Here is a 16,209-nt window from a genome sequence, read left to right on the forward strand (position 1 = left end):
CCCATCGATTGGATATCGTCAGGAGATGGGGAAGTACTCCTGTCGGCCTGTAAGCACCGCCGACGGTTTGGAAATCTCGTCCTTACGCTGCAGCGGTCCGTTCGCCCGTCAGCGCGAACACTAGTTTGCCTCGATCTCTGCGAACGTCAGCGAATTTCCGCCGCTCAAAACACACGTTGAGCAGACTTCACGATGGCAAATGCATACGACCTTGGATTGGCTTGTCGAACAAAAAAGATGCGATTCGCAGGAACCGGCCACGACCCGCGGTGTTTCCTCCCTCGTCCATTTGGCGCCCATTGCTGCTGTCGCCAACTTAGCTCGAGTGACAGGGCCAACTTTGAAAACGTGAACCTCACTGGCTCATTTGAAAGCTGTTCCGGTTGGTGCAACCGTCGACGCCGATCTGGAAAGGACTAGCTCATTCGGTTTAATTAGACTCTCGGATTTGGATCACCGTCTAATCGACACAAGGTTCCGCTCCTACACTTTTCGAGAAACTTGTAACAACTTTTGTTTTCAGAACTCTGACTTTATTAACATTTGATATGTCCCGCCTTTTTCGGATCGGATGTGTTGCACAAAGAGATTAGGAAAACTTGGCAATGAAACTGCAAGGGAGCACCTTCTTCCGAAGGGGGAACTGATAAAGGTTCTACTTCCATTTGAGGCGAGTTGAGTATGTCAAATGAGCCGGTGGTGCCAACATTCATCCTTGAGGACGATGGACTATTTCGAGAGGGTCTCCGCCTCATCCTATCCAGAACTTGTTTCCGTCCACAGTGTTGCGGAATTGAACTCGACGATCTCGGCGCGCTGCCGTGTGATAAGCCTTTCCTGGTCATCGTCCGCGTAGGGCCGAGCCGAGATTTCATCTGTAAGCGAATTAGAACTCGTTGCCCGCTGTCGTTCATCGTTGCTGTTGGCGACGAGAGCAGTGCGCAACATCTGAAGAGCGCGTTGGATGAGGGAGCTAACGCGGCGATCTTCAGCTCGATCATGCCGAGAGTTCTCGTGAGCTCGCTGCACACCGTAACAAGCGGACAGATCACGGTTATCGACGCGCGTCTTTGGTCAACCGAGATCGAGCTGCATCTCGACCGTCGATTCTCGCTGCCAGCGCAAACTGTGTCGCAGTGGGACCCTGTTGTTGACACCGAATCACACGTTTTCAAACAACTCTCCGCGCGCGAAATCGCTATTCTCGATCGCATCGTCCGAGGCGATTCGAACAAGCACGTGGCGCGACATTTCAAAATCGCGGAGCCTACCGTCAAAGCGCACGTGAAAGCGATCTTTCGCAAGATCGGCGTGACCAACCGTACCCAAGCGGCGATTTGGGCGATGAATCATCGGTTGAATGTACCGTCGGATACGGCGGAGCTGGTCGAACATCTCGAACCGCTCGCGCAAGACCTAGATGGAGCGATCGAGGACAAAGGCGCTTCTGCGGCATGAGCCACCAGATTTCGACTGTATCTGCGACGGACATTGTGGGAGACCCAATTTCGATCAAGGGAGCTGCGCGCTGACGAGGTGACGCTTTCGATCTCCGATCGTCGCGACAGCTCAACGCTCATCTATTCCCTGCCCCAGCGACTCCTTGACGTGCATATTCGCCGGTCCGACGCGCGCCTCCCCACTTCACCAGCGGCGGCGGCCGTGGCCAAGCCCGAGCCCATTCCTGCTCCGCTCCAGGCAGTCCTGTCTTCGCCAAACCAGTTGCGCGGGAACCAGCGACGCCGCCTGACGTTTTTACCCCAGAGTGGAGTCCGTCATGAGCGTCGAGCGGAATAACCACCGTACCGCGATCGCATTTTCCGCCATTGCAGTGATAGTCGCGCTCGTCGCAGCGTTCGCCACGACGTTTGAGCGGGTTGGAACCAGAAAGGTCGACAACGAGACCCCGCCCGGTACGATGGGCCTCGCGAAACCTCACGCGCCACTGGACCGTGCGCCGGACCAGCCGATATCAGGTCACTAAGCGCGACCGATCTCACCCGGGACACCCCATTATCCGGAACAAAACGCAGAGTCCCAAACCAGTTTCCCACCGAGGCCAATGACATGACTTACCCAATTCCCAACGAGTCTTTCAGATCGGTCGGCTTGAACTCCTCCGCGACCAGGGGCAACACGTCACCGCCCCGGGACCCTGATGACGACGAAGAAGACGAGAACGACGACGAGGAGGACGACGACCGCAACGACCCCAACGAACCGGCGGTTGTGCGCGAACCGGACGAGGACTGAGGACTGATCGGGCCGGGTTGCGGAAATCGTCGTTTCAAAGCTCCTGAATCGAGCGCACTCTGTCCAACGGAGGGAACTCGAAAAAAGCTCGGAAGAAAAAAGCTCGGAAGATGTGAGGCGGCTCACATGACCGGGACACACTAAGGCTTACTCCGTTCTGGCGGATGCAACTCCAGACGGAGATGTCCCATGAAACGCCTTATGCTTTCGCTTGTCGCGGGCCTGCTTGTGATCAGTGCGGCCACCAGCATGCTCAGATCGCATGGACTTTCTCGCTTTGCCCAGAGCGGCATGCCAGACATTCAAGAGCTGCAGAGAGGTCGAGCGAGCACCCTGCCCGAGCAGAAGATCGAGGACCGGTCAGTCGTGTTTGCGAAAGAGCGGACACAGTAGAGCTTACTGGACCAGCCTCTTTCGGGCACTCCCTTTCATTCCGCGGCAGCGGTTGCGCGTTGCGGCCGTTGGTCGTTCGGTCCCGTTCGCGCCATCTGCTCGTCGAGCCAGAGGCTGTGATGTTCGCGGGCCCAATTGAGGTCGACGCCGCCTGAGCCCATGGCTTCGAACGCGCCCTCCATTCCGATTGTGCCGATATAGATGTGCGCGATCATTGCGGCCACGAACAACATGGCCACGACGGAGTGAACGATCTGGGCCATCTGCATGCCTTCGATGCCGCTGATATAGAACGGGAACATTAGTTCGTATCCCGTCGCAGCAACGAGACCGCCTCCGATCACGACGATCCAGTAAATCATCTTCTGGCCGGCGTTGAAGCGATACGCCGGCGGATGATCATGACCGACAATACCCCCTCCCCGCCTGAGCCATGCAACATCCACCTTGTTCGGGATATTTCCGGCGATCCACATCAGGAAGATCAGGACGACGCCGATGGTGAACGGGAAGCTCAGATAGTTGTGGGCGTACTTCGCCCATTGGGACCACTCAGAGAAGGCCTCAAAGCCGATCAACGGCAACAGCAGCGGCCGCCCGAAGGTAATGTTCAGTCCTGATATGGCCAGAATGATGAAGCAGGTGGCCGTCATCCAATGCACGAAGCGCTCAAACAGCGTGAAGCGCACGATGGAGCGTCCCGATCGACCGCTTTCGAGACGCACCATGCCACGGGTGAGATAGAAGATCACGAGCACAGCCAGCATGCCGATAATCGCGACGCCGCCGATCCAACGCAGCGTGACGTTGCGAAACTCGCGCCATTCGCGCCCCTGCGGCTGCTCGAGCACGCCCGACCTCTGATCAGGAATGCTGACGCGGCCCTGGATCCGATTCAGCTCCTGCAGCAGTTGCTGCTCCTTGACGGAGCTTGCGGTCGGGTTGACCTGTTGGGCACCCGCTGGGGTCGCCGTCATCACCAGGAGCAGCGCGCATGCACCGAATGCCAGGTGAATGAATCTTCCAAATGACGCCATCTGCGCCTCCCGATGTCGCGCCCTTGACTGCGGTCCGGGTCAGGACTCGATCGTTTCGCGATACGCGGTCTTCCAGCCCCACGCCCCGGAGCCGTAGCCGCGCTTCATCACGCGTTCCCTGTAGATCTGAGCAATAATCTCGCCGTCGCCTGCGAGTAACGACTTGGTCGAGCACATTTCGGCACACAGCGGCAGCTTGCCCTCGGCCAGCCGGTTCGCGCCGTACTTCTCGTATTCCTCCTTGCTGCCGTCGGCCTCGGGACCGCCGGCACAGTAGGTGCATTTGTCCATCTTGCCGCGTGAGCCGAAGTTTCCGACTTTTGGATATTGCGGCGCGCCGAACGGACAGGCGTAGAAGCAATAACCACAGCCGATGCAGAGGTCCTTGGAGTGCAGCACGACGCCATCGGCGGTGGTATAAAAGCAGTTCACGGGGCACACGGCCGCACAGGGGGCGTCGGTGCAGTGCATGCAGGCCATCGAGATCGAACGCTCGCCTGGCTTGCCGTCATTGATGGTGACGACGCGGCGCCGGTTAATGCCCCAGGGCACCTCGTGCTCGTTCTTGCAAGCGGTGACGCAGGCATTGCATTCGATACAACGGTCGGCGTCGCAGAGGAACTTCATACGTGCCATCGTCGCTGCTCCTTATGCCGCCGCGATCTGACAAAGAGTGACCTTGGGCTCCTGCATGCCCGTCGCGGGATCATATCCGTAGGTCGTGATTGTGTTCGCACTTTCGCCAAGAACGATCGGATCGGTCCCCTTCGGGTAGGCGCCGCGAAGATCCTTGCCCGCGAGCCAGCCGCCGAAGTGGAAGGGCATCCATGCGACACCCTTGCCGACACGCTCGGTGACGAGCGCCTTCATCCGCGCCTTCGAATTGTTCTCGGCGCCCGTGACCCAGACCCAGCCGCCGTCCTTGATACCGCGATCAGCGGCGTCGGCAGGATTGATCTCGATGAACATGTCCTGCTGCAGTTCGGCAAGCCACGGATTGGTACGCGTCTCCTCGCCGCCGCCCTCATACTCGACCAAGCGCCCCGAGGAGAGGATGAGCGGAAACTGCTTTGCAATTCCCTTTTCCACCGCAGCCTTCTGCACGGAGAAGCCGATATTTGGCATGCGGAACTGCTTGGCATCGGGCAGCGTCGGATATTTCTCGACGAGGTCGACGCGTGGCGTGTAGATCGGCTCGCGATGGACCGGGATCGGATCCGGCAAGCCGAAGGCGTTCATGCGCGCCTTGCCGTTACCATATGGCACGCACCCGTGCTTGAGCGCGACCCTCTGGATTCCCCCTGAAAGATCGAGCGACCACGACACCGCGTCCGGATTGGCGGGATTGACCTTCGTGATCGTAGCCATCTCCGCTTCAGTGAGATCTGTGTCCCATCCGAGCTTCTTCAGACTCGCCAGCGTGAATTCGGGATAACCATCCTGGATCTCGGAATCTTTGGAATAGGACTTGTCTGCCAGCAGGCTGACCTTGCGCGTGGTTCCGTCCGGCAGCTTTTCCTCGCGCTCGATGCCGAAGCGCGGCCGGAACGTGCCACCGCCGTCCATCACGTGCAGATTGGTGTTGTAGAGCAGCGGCGTACCGGGATGCTTGACCTCTGGTGATCCCCAGCACGGCCACGGCAGACCGTAATAGTCGCCGCCGACCTCGGGATCGTCCTTGGGCGCCCGCATCGTCAGCATGTCGAACTTCGCCTGGTTCTTCATGTGCGCCTTGAGCCGCTCCGGCGATTGCCCGCAATAGCCGGTCGACCAGCTCCCGCGGTTCATCTCGCGCAGGACGTCCTCGGCCTCGGGAAGATTGTTCTCGACCTTAATGTTCTTGAACATCTTGTCGGCAAAGCCGAGCTTCTTCGCCATCAAATAGATAACCTCGAGATCGTCTTTCGACTCGAAAACCGGCTTGACGATCTGCTCGCCCCACTGGAGCGATCGGTTCGATGCGACGCGCGAGCCCTTACACTCGAATTGCGTCGCAACCGGCAGAATATAGACGCCGTCCTTGCGTCCCGCTTCGACCGAAAGCGAGGCCCAAGTGGTCGGATGCGGGTCGGCAATGACGAGCAGTTCGAGCGCCTTCAGGCCTTTGAGAGATTCCGGAATGCGGGTGATACTGTTTGAAGCGTGCCCCTGCACGAACACCGCCCGCACATTGTCCTTCTGCGCGACCTGATCTTTCGGCAGCGTCACCGCCTCGAACCAGCGGGTGAGCGGAATGCCGGGCGTTTCCATGATCTGTTTGGAATCGAAGCGCGACTTCAAGTAATCGTAGTCGACCTCCCAGACCCGCGACCAGTGCTTCCATGCACCCTCGGCGAGGCCGTAGTAGAATGGCAGTGTCACGATATCGAGGCCAACGTCGGTCGCGCCCTGCACGTTGTCGTGGCCGCGGAAGATGTTGGCACCCGCGCCGGCCTTGCCGACGTTTCCGGTCATCAGCAATGCAATGCAGCTTGCGCGTACATTGGCGGTGCCGACCGTCTTCTGGGTCTGGCCCATGGCCCAGATCAGGGTTGCCGGCTTCTCTGTCGCGAACATCTTGGCAACGCGCTTGAGCTGTTCGCCGGGAATGCCGCTGACGCGCTCGACCTCTTCCGGAGTCCACTTCTCCACCTCCTTGCGGAGATCGTCGAAGCCGTAGACCCGCTGCTGAATGAATTCCTTGTCCTCCCAACCGTTTTTGAGGATGTGCCACATCATGCCATACAGCACCGGGATATCCGTGCCCGGCCGCATGCGCACATACTCGGTCGCATGCGCCGCGGTCCGCGTCATGCGCGGGTCGATGACGATAAAATTGGCCCGCTGCAGCTCCTTGCCCTCCAGCAGATGCTGCAGCGATACCGGATGCGCCTCCGCGGGATTGCCGCCCAGCACGACTTGGGTCTTGGCATTGCGAATGTCATTGTAGCTGTTGGTCATCGCGCCGTAGCCCCAGGTGTTGGCCACGCCGGTGACGGTGGTGGAATGACAGATGCGCGCCTGATGATCGGTATTGTTCGTTCCCCAGAACGCGCCGAGCTTGCGAAATAGATAGGCGCCTTCGTTGGTCATCTTGGCCGATCCGAGCCAATAAACGGAATCGGGACCCGACTTCTCGCGAACTTCGACGATCTTGTCGCCAATCTCATTGATCGCGGTCTCCCAGGAGACGCGCGTCCATTGTCCGTTCACGAGCTTCATCGGATAGCGCAAGCGTCGCTCGCTGTGCACCAATTCGCGCACGGAAGCTCCCTTTGCGCAGTGCGATCCGCGATTGATCGGGGACTCCCAGCTCGGCTCCTGGCCGATCCAGACCCCGTTCAACACTTCCGCGGTCACGGTGCATCCGACCGAACAATGCGTGCAGATGCTTTTCCTGACGGTGGCACCTGCGGTCAGCGGACCCGCCACGGCGGCTTCCGCCTTACGCACGCCGGAAATCGGCATGACGCCGAGCGCCGCGAGCGCCCCACCCGCAAGACCGGACCGGCGCAGGAAGGTGCGGCGATCAAGACCGCTGGTGTGGCTTGCCAGAGAGTCCGCGGCAGAGCCGCGGCGGTCGGATCCGGAATGATGATGTGTTCGCTTGATCAGCACGGGCAGCCTCCCTCAGGCGGGATAGCGGTTGACGCGATAAAAGGCCTTCACGTGATCGGATTCCTTGTAGCGCGCCTTGCGCTTCTCATCATTGTTCTCGCTATCGGCTCGAGCGGAGCCGACGAGTGGCGTCGCCAGCGTGGCGCTCGCACCCACCGTGCCGATGCCGACCTTGCGAAGGAAATCCCGCCGTCCGACGGTCGTTTTCTTTTCGTGGTTCATTACACATCTCCCGGACCTAAACGCGGCTGGTCACTCGGCGAACGTGAATGCTTGCCTTTCGATCTCGATAAACAGACGACCAAGCGTTCCGACCGCCCGATAGAATTTTGCGCTTGCCGCCTGCTCCATGTCGGCGAACAGACGCCCCATCCACGGCGCCACGTGCTTTTCGAACAGATCGCGCTGCGTGCCGAACGACGTTTCCAGGCGGCCATCAGCCATTCCCGCCATGATCTCGCAGAGCACAGCGGCATGATCCTCCGGCTCGGGATTGTTCTCGGCGCGCGCTATGCCGAGCACATCGAGATCGGCCCGGAGCCGTGACAGCGGCTTTTCGTTGAGGAAACCAGTCAGATAATAGGAGGCGTAGGGCAGCAACTCACCGCGGCCAAGACCCACGAACAGCTCGAAGTATTCGCGTTCGACTTGGCCTGCGATCGCGCGTGAAGCGGCTTCCGCCAAGGCGGCGTGAGCCTGACCGAGAAGCGTCGCGTCTCCGCTCAAAGCTGCAAGGCGATCGAGCAGTCTCTTGGACGGCGCAGCCGCCAACAAGGCAGCGAGAAGGGTGTATTCCTGCGCTCGCGCGACATCGATCGGATCGATGCTATCCTGCGATACCTTCAGTTCGCCGTAGAGATCAGGCCGCAGCTCGGCGCGGGGAACTCCGGTTGCCGCTTCGACCGCAATTACTCGCTGAGCGGGTATCATGCGCCAGTTTGAAACCGAGGGCTGGCTGATACCAATTTCGCGCGCAAGCTGGGCCACGCCGCCTGCGGCGTTAATGGCGCGATCAAGCCCAGCATCACGCACATGGACCTCCGTCGACGAGACCCGAATGGACGATTTATTGCTTTCGTAACAAAGCGCTAGGAAAGCCTAGACCTGGTTCCGCAGACGGTCAATCGCGCGGCATAGTTTGGGGCTATAGCCTTTGGTCGAAACTAGCGCGGCAGCGCGCCGCCATGTGTGCGGCGCCGCACGGGCTCGCCTTCCGTGTTCGGTTGCAATGCGACGGGCGTTGCAATGTCCGTGACGACTGCTTGATCCGGTCGCCCTGTAAGTACAGCGGAGTGCACAAGCGCCGGATCCGGACTGGTCTCCGGGAAGTCTTGCGGCCGTGTGGGCGTGTTAGGCAGGACTTGCGCAGCCTCGCGCACACCGCCGACGATGCGATCGACCAAGGCGGCCAGCTCGGCCTGCGAGCAGTCGAGAGGCCCGAACCCCGGCATGGCATTCGGATCATTGAAGTCCCAGGCGTTCTCGGCAAGTCCAACGAAATCGCGGATCGCCGGATCGGCCAACCAGGCGCGGCGAAGAGCCGCACGCGTCAATTCCGGTGGAATACCACTGCGCAGGAACGCGGTAACGTCGGTCATGGCGGTGATTGAATCGATCGACGGCAGGCTCGAAAGATCGAGCTCGGACTCGCCTTCAGCGGTCGGGCTTGGCGCCGATGCCTCGCGGGCAGGCCTGGTCTTCTCTGGAGGCGACGCCTTCGCTTTTGACTCGCCCTTGCGGCGTGACCAGCGCGCAAGGAATTGTTCCTCAGTCATTCATGCCCGCCTTCATGCTGCCGACGTGCCAAGGCCTCGGGATCGGCGCGCCGTCGCTCGCGCTTGACGAATTCCCTCTCGACGTGGTGTTCGGCGATGAAGCTTTCAATCGTCTCGCGCAACGTCTGGGGCATCGGCACGGCTTCAACCAGATTGTCAGCCGCTTCGGTAAATCCCTCACCCTCCGCGGGATCAGCGGTCGCGGCGGCGACGGCATAAGGCCAAGGCCCCTCGGATGGACTCAAGATTACCCAGATGCTCGGCAGGCCAGAGGCGAGATTGTCACGGTAACGCGCGGTTTCCGATACGTACAGATCAACCGTTGCGTTGCCGGCGTAGAACAGCGTCGTGCCGTCCTGCTCGCGCAGAATGGTCCATGGCTTTGTGTCCGTCTTGTCAGGCAATACGGCTATAGAGCGCCAGATGAAATCCGCCCAGGCCGACTCCGCCCGGCCACGTTCGACGAGGACGCCGACGGGGATGCGCAGAAGAGGCAGGGCCGCGGTGCTCATGAGATGGCTTCCAGGCGCTTGATCGGGAGCCCCGTCAACAGATTCTGCGGTTTCATGCGGAGCTTTTGATCGGCGGTCATTGCCAGGATCAGATAGACCGGCTCCCCCTGCAAGATCTCCATGGCCAGGGCCGGATCCGCAAAGGTCAGGCGAAATAGCGAGAGCACCCGCCCTGCGCTGCGCTCGTCAAGCTTATCGCCATGCCAGAGCCGATCGCCCATTTTGGTGGCCTCACTGTCCAGCCCAATATACCAGGCCAGCCTTACCTCGCGTAACTCTGCCAATGGTTTGATGGCAACGTCGATCCCGAGCAGGTGGGAGATCCATCGGGTCATCACTTCCGTCAGCGCCCGCGAGCCTCGCCCGTCGGCAGTGAGATCGAGCGCCATGTCGAACAGGTCGCTCCGCTTCCAATAGCTCGCGGCGTTCTCCTCGCTCAGCACATCGAGCTGAGCGTCCGTCCGCGCGCCCAGCATTGAGATCAGCGACAACATCGGTGTTGGGCTGCTGCCGCCGACAGTTTCTTCATCGCCAAGCAGGAGAGCCTGTTCATGCGGCAGGATCCGTTGCGGCCGGTAGAACAGCTCTGCGGCTCGCAGCACGAATGGGTCCTGGCTGCCGTCAAGGGCGTTACGCAGGATCACGTGGACGAGCTGATTGATGAACAGCGGCGGCAAATCGTTCGATCGCGAACGCACGGTTGCGAGGTACGCAGCTTCGAGCGTCGGGTGGCGCAGGATGAGATCACGAAATTCCAGAACGAAACGCCAGTTCTCCCGCGCGTCCTCATCGGCGATTGCAGCGACTTGCTGCGCGCCGACCGGCCGGCGCGGATCGGCAAGCATCTCGCGGTGCAGGCTTCGTTCGATCGGGCACGCATCTTTCGGCGGCATCAGCTCGGGACGGGCAAAATAGGCCTTCAAGAATTCGTCGGTGACGCGAAGTCCGCCGCTCTCGTCACGATCGAGCAGATGATGGCCGCATGCGATCCAGAAATCATTCATCGGTGGCGCGGCTCCTGGCCCATGTTCGCGAAATTGAGGCCGCTATCGGCTTCGACATCGTCCTCGACTTCCATGAACGAGAATGCCTTGCCATGCCCCTGCCCTTCGCGGAGTTGCAGCCTGCGGAAGGCCTCGCGGACTTCGCCTCCGCTTACCGAGCGGTGGACGGCAATCAGCGAGCCGATCGGATGCGTGCAGAGCGACTGCGCGAAGGCGACTTCCTCTTCCGCAGCGGCCCTCGCAATTGCCAAATCTGGTGCGCCGAAAAGATCGACGAGTTGCCTGGCAAGAAGCTCGATCAGCGCCTCAACATCGTGCCCCGTCGCCGGAACAATCTGCGCCAGCGTCGACCAGCCCCAGGATTGCACGCCGAGAAAGCCGGCGCGGAAGGCGGCGCGGCCCTTTCCGCTCAGCTTCGCCGGATCATGATCGCAGAAGCGGAAGCCGCCGGAGACGGCCCATTCGCCCGGTACCGCCGGCACGTCGAACACGAAAGTGTCGGAGGCATCGAGCGCGATGGTGCGCAGAAGTTTCACGGCCTTTGTCACAGCCTTGGCCCTCCAAGCGCTGGATCAAGCCAGGATGGCACGGCTAGCGCCTCAACAAGGACCGCTCGTTCGGTCGTGTCACTGCCGGTGCGGCGGGTGAGCAGATCGCCGCGATCGTCGATGCACCGCTGCATTCGCCGCTCGCGTGGGACGCGGCTGAGAAATTCGCGCCCGATGCCGTCAAATCCATCGACCTGCCATGTGTGAAACGCCCGCATCAGGTGACGCGCAAAACTCTCAGTCACCTGCACCGCTCCTGCTTCACCAAATCCCTCCTGATCGAGGGCGGAAGCAAGGGGATAAACACCGGGATCGCCGTCGCTCATCGCCACGGTTCGGATCATGGCTCCGAAGACCAGCCACCCGGGCGGCTCATCTTCGTCCGCACACGCGGGCCAACCCATCCGCCCCCCGCCGACCAGCCCGCCGTCGATCCTGACTGCGTCTGGCCAGCCGATCGCAATCTCCTTGGTCGGCGGCGCATAGGCGCGCAGAGCGTCAGTTAGGGCAACCATGCAGGCGTAGAGAGCGCGGCGCGCGGTCGTCAGCGGCTCGGCCGGCTCCAGCACCACGGCGAACTCGGCAAGCTCGAAGCGCCCGACATAGACCAGAGTGCCGGCACCGCTTTCGGGTGCAATGCGGCATGCATGAGCAAACGCGTCCCCGCTCTCCCGTAACCGGACCAGCGTAAAGGGTGGCGGCAATTGGATCGGTTCCGCCGTGGAAACGTGGCTGGTTGGGGTCGACCGCAGGCCGTCCTCCACTCTCCTTTTGCCTGATTGACAATATTTATACGAGGCGAAGGATTGGTGCGAGTCCGTCGTCCGCCGCCGTCTAGGGAGGCATGAACCTGGAGCAGCCAGCAAAGACCGTCCTGATTTGCTCGTGTGAAGACACGATGGGGCTTGATGTTGCCGCGATCAAGCGCGGATGCGGCAACAGCGACATCAGTTGCTTTCGTCACCTGTGCGGGGTCGAGCTCGACCACTTTCGCGAAGTTGCAAAGGCAAACGGCCCTCTGACCGTTGCCTGCACGTATCAGCAATCATTGTTTGCGGAGGAAGCGGGTGAGCGCTCCGCGCCAGTCGCTTTTGTGAACATTCGCGAGACGGCCGGCTGGTCGTCCGAAGGCGCGCAAGCCGGCCCCAAAATGGCGGCGTTGCTCGCTGCGAGCGCGGTGCAGGCGCCCGATTATCCATTGGTTACGCTTGCTAGCGATGGGGTCGTCCTGATCTACGGCCGAGACGAGGCGGCGATTGAAGCCGGGCGGCTGCTTTCAGATCACCTCGATGTGACAGTGATGCTGACCGAGCCGGGCGAAATCACTCCGCCTGGGGCAACTCCCTTCCCGGTCGTCAAGGGAACAATCCGTACCGCCAGCGGACATTTGGGCGCTTTCGAGCTCACGATCGACGACTACGCCCGCCCGCGTCCCTCCTCGCGCGACCATTACGTTTTCGAAAATCCGCGCAGCGGCGCCACCTCGCACTGCGACATCGTCCTCGACCTGTCGGGAGCGAGACCGCTATTTCCGGCGCATGATCTGCGCGATGGTTATCTGCGGGCCGATCCCAAGGACCCGAGCGCCATGCTGCGCGTCGTCCTGAGCGCCCGAGATCTCGTCGGACGCTTCGACAAGCCCAAATATATCGAATTCACGCCCGACCTTTGCGCTCATGCGCGCTCGAACTTGATCGGCTGCCATCGCTGTCTCGATCTATGTCCAACGAGCGCGATCACACCGGCCGGCAATCATGTTGCCATCAACGCCGAAATTTGCGCCGGTTGCGGCCACTGTGCCGCGGCTTGTCCCACGGGAGCGGCATCGTACACGTTGCCGCCCGCGGACGCGCAACTCCAGACCATCCGCGCCATGCTGCTCGCCTACCACCAGGCGGGCGGATCGAATCCCATCCTGTTGCTGCACGAGGGACAGCATGGCGCGCCCCTCATCGACGCCCTCGCCCGTCACGGAGACGGGCTGCCTGCCCGGGTCATCCCGCTGGCCGTCAACGAGGTGACACAGGTTGGGCTTGAGGCCATCATCGGGGCCTTTGCCTACGGCGCATCCGCGCTGCGGATTCTACTCCGCGCCAAGCCGCGGCATGACGTGACCGGCCTCATGCAAACCATTGGCATGGCGGAGGCCATCCTTGCGGGCCTCGGATTTGATGAGCGTCGAGTTACGACGATCGATACGGACGATCCCGATGCGTTGCTGGGTCAACTGAAAGACATCGGACAATTAGCTGCGGTGAAGACGCCTGCGACGTTCAAGACTGTCGGCAAGCGGCGTGACCTGCTTCGCTTCGCGTTGGGCGAACTGCATCGCCTTGCACCGAAGCCAGTTGACGTCATCGCGCTGCCGCACGGCGCGCCGATCGGCGCGGTGAGCGTCGATACCGGCGGATGCACGCTGTGCCTTTCCTGCGTCTCGGCCTGCCCGACCGGTGCGCTGCGCGACGATCCCGACCGTCCGGTACTCAAATTCGTCGAAGATGCCTGCGTGCAATGTGGGTTATGCCAGAGCACCTGTCCCGAGAAGGTCATCACGCTTAAGCCGCAGATCGACTTCCGCGCCGGCCGCGCGCCCGCGATCGTGATCAAGGAGGAAGAGCCTGCGTTTTGCATCCGCTGTGGCACGGCGTTCGGCGTGAAGAGCACGATCGATCGGATCGCGGCAAAGCTGGAGGGCCGGCATTGGATGTATCCGGCCGGCGACAAGCGCCTCGACGCCATCAGAATGTGCGCGGATTGCCGCGTGACGGTAATGAGCGAACAGCAGTTCGATCCCTTCGAGGGCGTGCCGGAACGCGCCCCGCCCCGAACCGCCGAGGATTACGTGCCCCGATCGGAGAGCAAGACCTAAGACGCGGACTCTTGCCTAATAACCCCTGCGTCCTCGCCTATTGCGAGGTGGCGCGGGAGAGGAAATCCGTCAGCGCGCGGCGGTCTTCGGCCGAGCCAATTCGCTGCTCCGGCATCTTCGTTCCGGGCGTGTAGGCAGTCGGCCCCACTTCAAACAGCTTTGCGACGGTCTCCGGGGTCCAGACGATTTCCATCTTCTTGAGCGCCTCGGAAAACCGGTAGCCGGGGAGCGAGGCGATTCTTCGGCCGAACAATCCGGCAAGCGTTGGACCTGCACGTTGCGCCTCCTTCGCCGACAGGGTGTGGCAGGCAACGCAGGCGCGAAAGACCTCGGCGCCGCGGTCGCCTGCATAGGTAGCCAGCGGATCGGCTGGCGTCCCAAACAAGTTCGAACCGACCGGCTCGCCGCTCTGCACATTCCAGCGGCGGATCTTTCCGTCCGCACCTCCGGTGACGAGCGTCGCTGCATCATGCAGGAAAACGACCGACCAAACAGGAGACTCAGGTCCAACGAGCGTCCGCAGCACACTCCGGGACTTGCGCTCGACAATGGCGACCGTGCCGCCGATGCCTGCGGCGGCGATCAGTGCCCCGTCATCGGAGAGCGCCAGGGCGATGATCGGTGCCGAGCCTGCCGCTGCCTCGCCGGATGGCTTTCCATCCGCCGTCAGCATGCGCAGCTTGCCGTCGGCACTTGCCACGACGATCTCGCCATCGGGCGCGACAGCGACCGCGTTTGGTGGCGCCGGCAATGCCACAGTCTCCGACTGGCCGTCCGGCAAACGCCAGATGCGCAACGCAAGATCGTAGCCGACACTCACAAGCGACTTGCCATCGGGAGCGAAGGCAACGCCATTGACATTCAGTGCGTGGCCCTCGAATGCGCGGGATGAACCATCGGCCAAGGACCAGAGCCGCACGCTGTGGTCCCACGAGGCCGATGCGAGCTCCGATCCATCCGGCGAGACGCTGAGTGCGGCGACGGGGCCAGTATGCCCCTCAAGGATCTGGTCGGGCTGCTGCCGGCCCGCCGTCCACACCGCAATCCGGGCGTCGGCGCCCGCCGTGATCATCCGACCGTCCTTCAGGAAAGCGACCGCATTGACGGCATCAACATGATACCGCAGCACCTCGTTGGCCGCTTCAGTCTTCAGCGACCAGCGGACGGCCGCCGTGTCGAAGCTCCCCGACAATAGGCTTTCCCCATCAGGCGAAACTGCGAGTGCCCGAACGGCGCCGCCGTGGCCTGCCATCTCGGCATGTGCGGCGAACGCAGCTAGGGCGGCAACGACGGCCACCGCGACCCTTGCGCGCGAAGCCAATCCCATCAGTCTTTGCCGGCCACGGTTATCGCCATGTCCTCAACAATGCCCGAAGTGCTGACCTGAATAAATGTCCGCGGCGCCGCAGCTACTTCTCTGGCCGCTATTGTCTTTGGGGTGAGCCCTTGGCGCCGTCTGCATTCCAGTGGACCCTGCGGACTTCAGCCGGAGCCTGCCCGAACGGACTGAACGAACGCGTGCCCAACATAAGGCGGCTGTTGGTGCTTTCACGCGAGATCCTCATTCGGTGGCCCCATCTCAAACGAGGAGGGATCGCTATCCGTTCCTCGATGTACAATGTATCAGCCAGCCGGTCGTGGCATTTCTTCCTTGAATGGCGGCGGCGCCAGTCCTAGCCTTGGCTCGTCACGTCTTTGCTCGTCACGTCAAGGAAGACGGCATGCAGGGGCGATCCGGACGATTGCTGCGGATGATCTCACGACTGCGCGCCGTTCGCGTGCTCATGGTCGCACCGGATCCTGCGACACAACAAGCCTCGCCTCTCCTCATCATGGCCGTCATCGTGCTCGGGCTGCTAGTCGCCGTCTTGGAGGTGGACTTGCACAGTGCCGAACTTCAATCGTTGGGATTGATCAGCGATGCGTTCTCGGTCGAGCCGATCTTTAAGAGCCCATGACAACGAGGTTAGAGCGCCCGCCTGAGTTGCTCACCTCAAGCCTCCTTCGTAAGATGCAGCTTCTTAACGATGGAGATTTGCCGATGAAGGCCTTTCTGCTCGGCTGCGGAGCGGCCGTTGTGATCGCAATTGCGGCAATGGCTATCTTGGATCAGGTGCAGGAGCCTGTTGCCCAGGCGTTTGCTACGACCGGCGTGCGGCTCTAGGTTTGCCTGGCTGGAGGCGCCCGGAGCGTTCGCCTGAAATCCATGTTCATGCGGCGA

At 61.4% G+C, this 16,209-nt stretch carries 18 protein-coding genes; 7 read left to right on the plus strand and 11 right to left on the minus strand.

All coding sequences use genetic code 11. The features are described from left to right. Nucleotides 1-681: 681 nt before the first annotated feature. The 4 genes from MTR72_RS19790 to MTR72_RS19805 all read left to right on the plus strand — a co-directional run bounded on the left by MTR72_RS19790 (nt 682) and on the right by MTR72_RS19805 (nt 2,646). Entirely contained in the window at nt 682-1,458 is a 777-nt protein-coding gene (locus MTR72_RS19790; protein WP_280964677.1) for a response regulator transcription factor, read from the plus strand. 319 nt (nt 1,459-1,777) lie between these two features. Next, nucleotides 1,778-1,984, plus strand: a complete 207-nt coding sequence (locus MTR72_RS19795; protein WP_341510856.1) for a hypothetical protein — start codon at nt 1,778-1,780, stop codon at nt 1,982-1,984. An 83-nt stretch (nt 1,985-2,067) separates the two neighbouring features. Next, a complete protein-coding gene (locus MTR72_RS19800; RefSeq protein WP_280964679.1) occupies nt 2,068-2,253 on the plus strand; it encodes a hypothetical protein in 186 nt (61 codons plus the stop codon). Nucleotides 2,254-2,442: 189 nt separating this feature from the next. Next, a complete protein-coding gene (locus tag MTR72_RS19805; protein ID WP_280964680.1) occupies nt 2,443-2,646 on the plus strand; it encodes a hypothetical protein in 204 nt (67 codons plus the stop codon). Nucleotides 2,647-2,681: 35 nt separating this feature from the next. Here MTR72_RS19805 and MTR72_RS19810 read toward each other — a convergent pair whose 3' ends face one another. The 10 genes from MTR72_RS19810 to MTR72_RS19855 all read right to left on the minus strand — a co-directional run bounded on the left by MTR72_RS19810 (nt 2,682) and on the right by MTR72_RS19855 (nt 11,823). Beyond that, nucleotides 2,682-3,683, minus strand: a complete 1,002-nt coding sequence (locus MTR72_RS19810; protein WP_280964681.1) for a formate dehydrogenase subunit gamma — start codon at nt 3,681-3,683, stop codon at nt 2,682-2,684. A gap of 39 nt (nt 3,684-3,722) precedes the next feature. Next, nucleotides 3,723-4,319, minus strand: a complete 597-nt coding sequence (gene fdh3B / locus MTR72_RS19815) for a formate dehydrogenase FDH3 subunit beta (RefSeq protein WP_280964682.1) — start codon at nt 4,317-4,319, stop codon at nt 3,723-3,725. A gap of 12 nt (nt 4,320-4,331) precedes the next feature. Further along, complete coding sequence (locus tag MTR72_RS19820) at nt 4,332-7,280, minus strand: formate dehydrogenase subunit alpha (protein WP_280964683.1); 2,949 nt, start codon at nt 7,278-7,280, stop codon at nt 4,332-4,334. Between the two features lie 12 nt (nt 7,281-7,292). After that, on the minus strand, nt 7,293-7,502 hold the full coding sequence (locus MTR72_RS19825) for a twin-arginine translocation signal domain-containing protein (RefSeq protein WP_280964684.1): 210 nt from the start codon (nt 7,500-7,502) through the stop codon (nt 7,293-7,295). A 30-nt stretch (nt 7,503-7,532) separates the two neighbouring features. Beyond that, a complete protein-coding gene (locus tag MTR72_RS19830) occupies nt 7,533-8,312 on the minus strand; it encodes a molecular chaperone TorD family protein (RefSeq protein ID WP_280964685.1) in 780 nt (259 codons plus the stop codon). 131 nt (nt 8,313-8,443) lie between these two features. Next, complete coding sequence (locus MTR72_RS19835) at nt 8,444-9,055, minus strand: DUF3306 domain-containing protein (protein ID WP_280964686.1); 612 nt, start codon at nt 9,053-9,055, stop codon at nt 8,444-8,446. Continuing rightward, a complete protein-coding gene (locus MTR72_RS19840; RefSeq protein WP_280964687.1) occupies nt 9,052-9,567 on the minus strand; it encodes a DUF3305 domain-containing protein in 516 nt (171 codons plus the stop codon). The genes MTR72_RS19835 and MTR72_RS19840 overlap by 4 nt, the downstream gene beginning before the upstream one ends. Continuing rightward, nucleotides 9,564-10,571 carry a DUF6352 family protein gene (locus tag MTR72_RS19845; protein ID WP_280964688.1) on the minus strand — a complete coding sequence of 336 codons (1,008 nt, stop codon included), beginning with the start codon at nt 10,569-10,571 and terminating at the stop codon, nt 9,564-9,566. The genes MTR72_RS19840 and MTR72_RS19845 overlap by 4 nt, the downstream gene beginning before the upstream one ends. Further along, the gene (locus MTR72_RS19850) at nt 10,568-11,107 is read right to left on the minus strand and encodes a DUF6505 family protein (protein WP_280971021.1); all 540 of its coding nucleotides are present in this window, start codon (nt 11,105-11,107) and stop codon (nt 10,568-10,570) included. The genes MTR72_RS19845 and MTR72_RS19850 overlap by 4 nt, the downstream gene beginning before the upstream one ends. A gap of 8 nt (nt 11,108-11,115) precedes the next feature. After that, nucleotides 11,116-11,823 carry a biotin/lipoate--protein ligase family protein gene (locus MTR72_RS19855; protein ID WP_280964689.1) on the minus strand — a complete coding sequence of 236 codons (708 nt, stop codon included), beginning with the start codon at nt 11,821-11,823 and terminating at the stop codon, nt 11,116-11,118. A gap of 194 nt (nt 11,824-12,017) precedes the next feature. On the opposite strand from MTR72_RS19855, the gene MTR72_RS19860 reads away from it, so the two are divergent. After that, nucleotides 12,018-13,988, plus strand: coding sequence for a 4Fe-4S binding protein (locus MTR72_RS19860; protein ID WP_280964690.1), 1,971 nt, complete (start codon nt 12,018-12,020; stop codon nt 13,986-13,988). A gap of 37 nt (nt 13,989-14,025) precedes the next feature. Here MTR72_RS19860 and MTR72_RS19865 read toward each other — a convergent pair whose 3' ends face one another. Beyond that, nucleotides 14,026-15,315 (minus strand): c-type cytochrome, encoded by a 1,290-nt coding sequence (locus MTR72_RS19865; RefSeq protein WP_280964691.1) that lies wholly within the window; start codon nt 15,313-15,315, stop codon nt 14,026-14,028. A 394-nt stretch (nt 15,316-15,709) separates the two neighbouring features. Here MTR72_RS19865 and MTR72_RS19870 point away from each other — a divergent pair, with 394 nt between their 5' ends. After that, complete coding sequence (locus MTR72_RS19870) at nt 15,710-15,946, plus strand: hypothetical protein (RefSeq protein WP_280971373.1); 237 nt, start codon at nt 15,710-15,712, stop codon at nt 15,944-15,946. 83 nt (nt 15,947-16,029) lie between these two features. After that, the gene (locus MTR72_RS19875) at nt 16,030-16,152 is read left to right on the plus strand and encodes a hypothetical protein (RefSeq protein WP_280964693.1); all 123 of its coding nucleotides are present in this window, start codon (nt 16,030-16,032) and stop codon (nt 16,150-16,152) included. Nucleotides 16,153-16,209 lie beyond the last annotated feature (57 nt).

The organism is Bradyrhizobium sp. ISRA442 (assembly GCF_038085055.1).
GTDB lineage: Bacteria > Pseudomonadota > Alphaproteobacteria > Rhizobiales > Xanthobacteraceae > Bradyrhizobium.

Bases quoted from the DNA above. Each gene is read 5' to 3' on its own strand.
- MTR72_RS19790 (WP_280964677.1), top strand. From the start codon at position 682: ATGTCAAATGAGCCGGTGGTGCCAACATTCATCCTTGAGGACGATGGA.
- MTR72_RS19795 (WP_341510856.1), top strand. From the start codon at position 1,778: ATGAGCGTCGAGCGGAATAACCACCGTACCGCGATCGCATTTTCCGCC.
- MTR72_RS19800 (WP_280964679.1), top strand. From the start codon at position 2,068: ATGACTTACCCAATTCCCAACGAGTCTTTCAGATCGGTCGGCTTGAAC.
- MTR72_RS19805 (WP_280964680.1), top strand. From the start codon at position 2,443: ATGAAACGCCTTATGCTTTCGCTTGTCGCGGGCCTGCTTGTGATCAGT.
- MTR72_RS19810 (WP_280964681.1), bottom strand. From the start codon at position 3,683: ATGGCGTCATTTGGAAGATTCATTCACCTGGCATTCGGTGCATGCGCG.
- fdh3B (WP_280964682.1), bottom strand. From the start codon at position 4,319: ATGGCACGTATGAAGTTCCTCTGCGACGCCGACCGTTGTATCGAATGC.
- MTR72_RS19825 (WP_280964684.1), bottom strand. From the start codon at position 7,502: ATGAACCACGAAAAGAAAACGACCGTCGGACGGCGGGATTTCCTTCGC.
- MTR72_RS19835 (WP_280964686.1), bottom strand. From the start codon at position 9,055: ATGACTGAGGAACAATTCCTTGCGCGCTGGTCACGCCGCAAGGGCGAG.
- MTR72_RS19840 (WP_280964687.1), bottom strand. From the start codon at position 9,567: ATGAGCACCGCGGCCCTGCCTCTTCTGCGCATCCCCGTCGGCGTCCTC.
- MTR72_RS19845 (WP_280964688.1), bottom strand. From the start codon at position 10,571: ATGAATGATTTCTGGATCGCATGCGGCCATCATCTGCTCGATCGTGAC.
- MTR72_RS19860 (WP_280964690.1), top strand. From the start codon at position 12,018: ATGGGGCTTGATGTTGCCGCGATCAAGCGCGGATGCGGCAACAGCGAC.
- MTR72_RS19865 (WP_280964691.1), bottom strand. From the start codon at position 15,315: ATGGGATTGGCTTCGCGCGCAAGGGTCGCGGTGGCCGTCGTTGCCGCC.
- MTR72_RS19870 (WP_280971373.1), top strand. From the start codon at position 15,710: ATGCAGGGGCGATCCGGACGATTGCTGCGGATGATCTCACGACTGCGC.
- MTR72_RS19875 (WP_280964693.1), top strand. From the start codon at position 16,030: ATGAAGGCCTTTCTGCTCGGCTGCGGAGCGGCCGTTGTGATCGCAATT.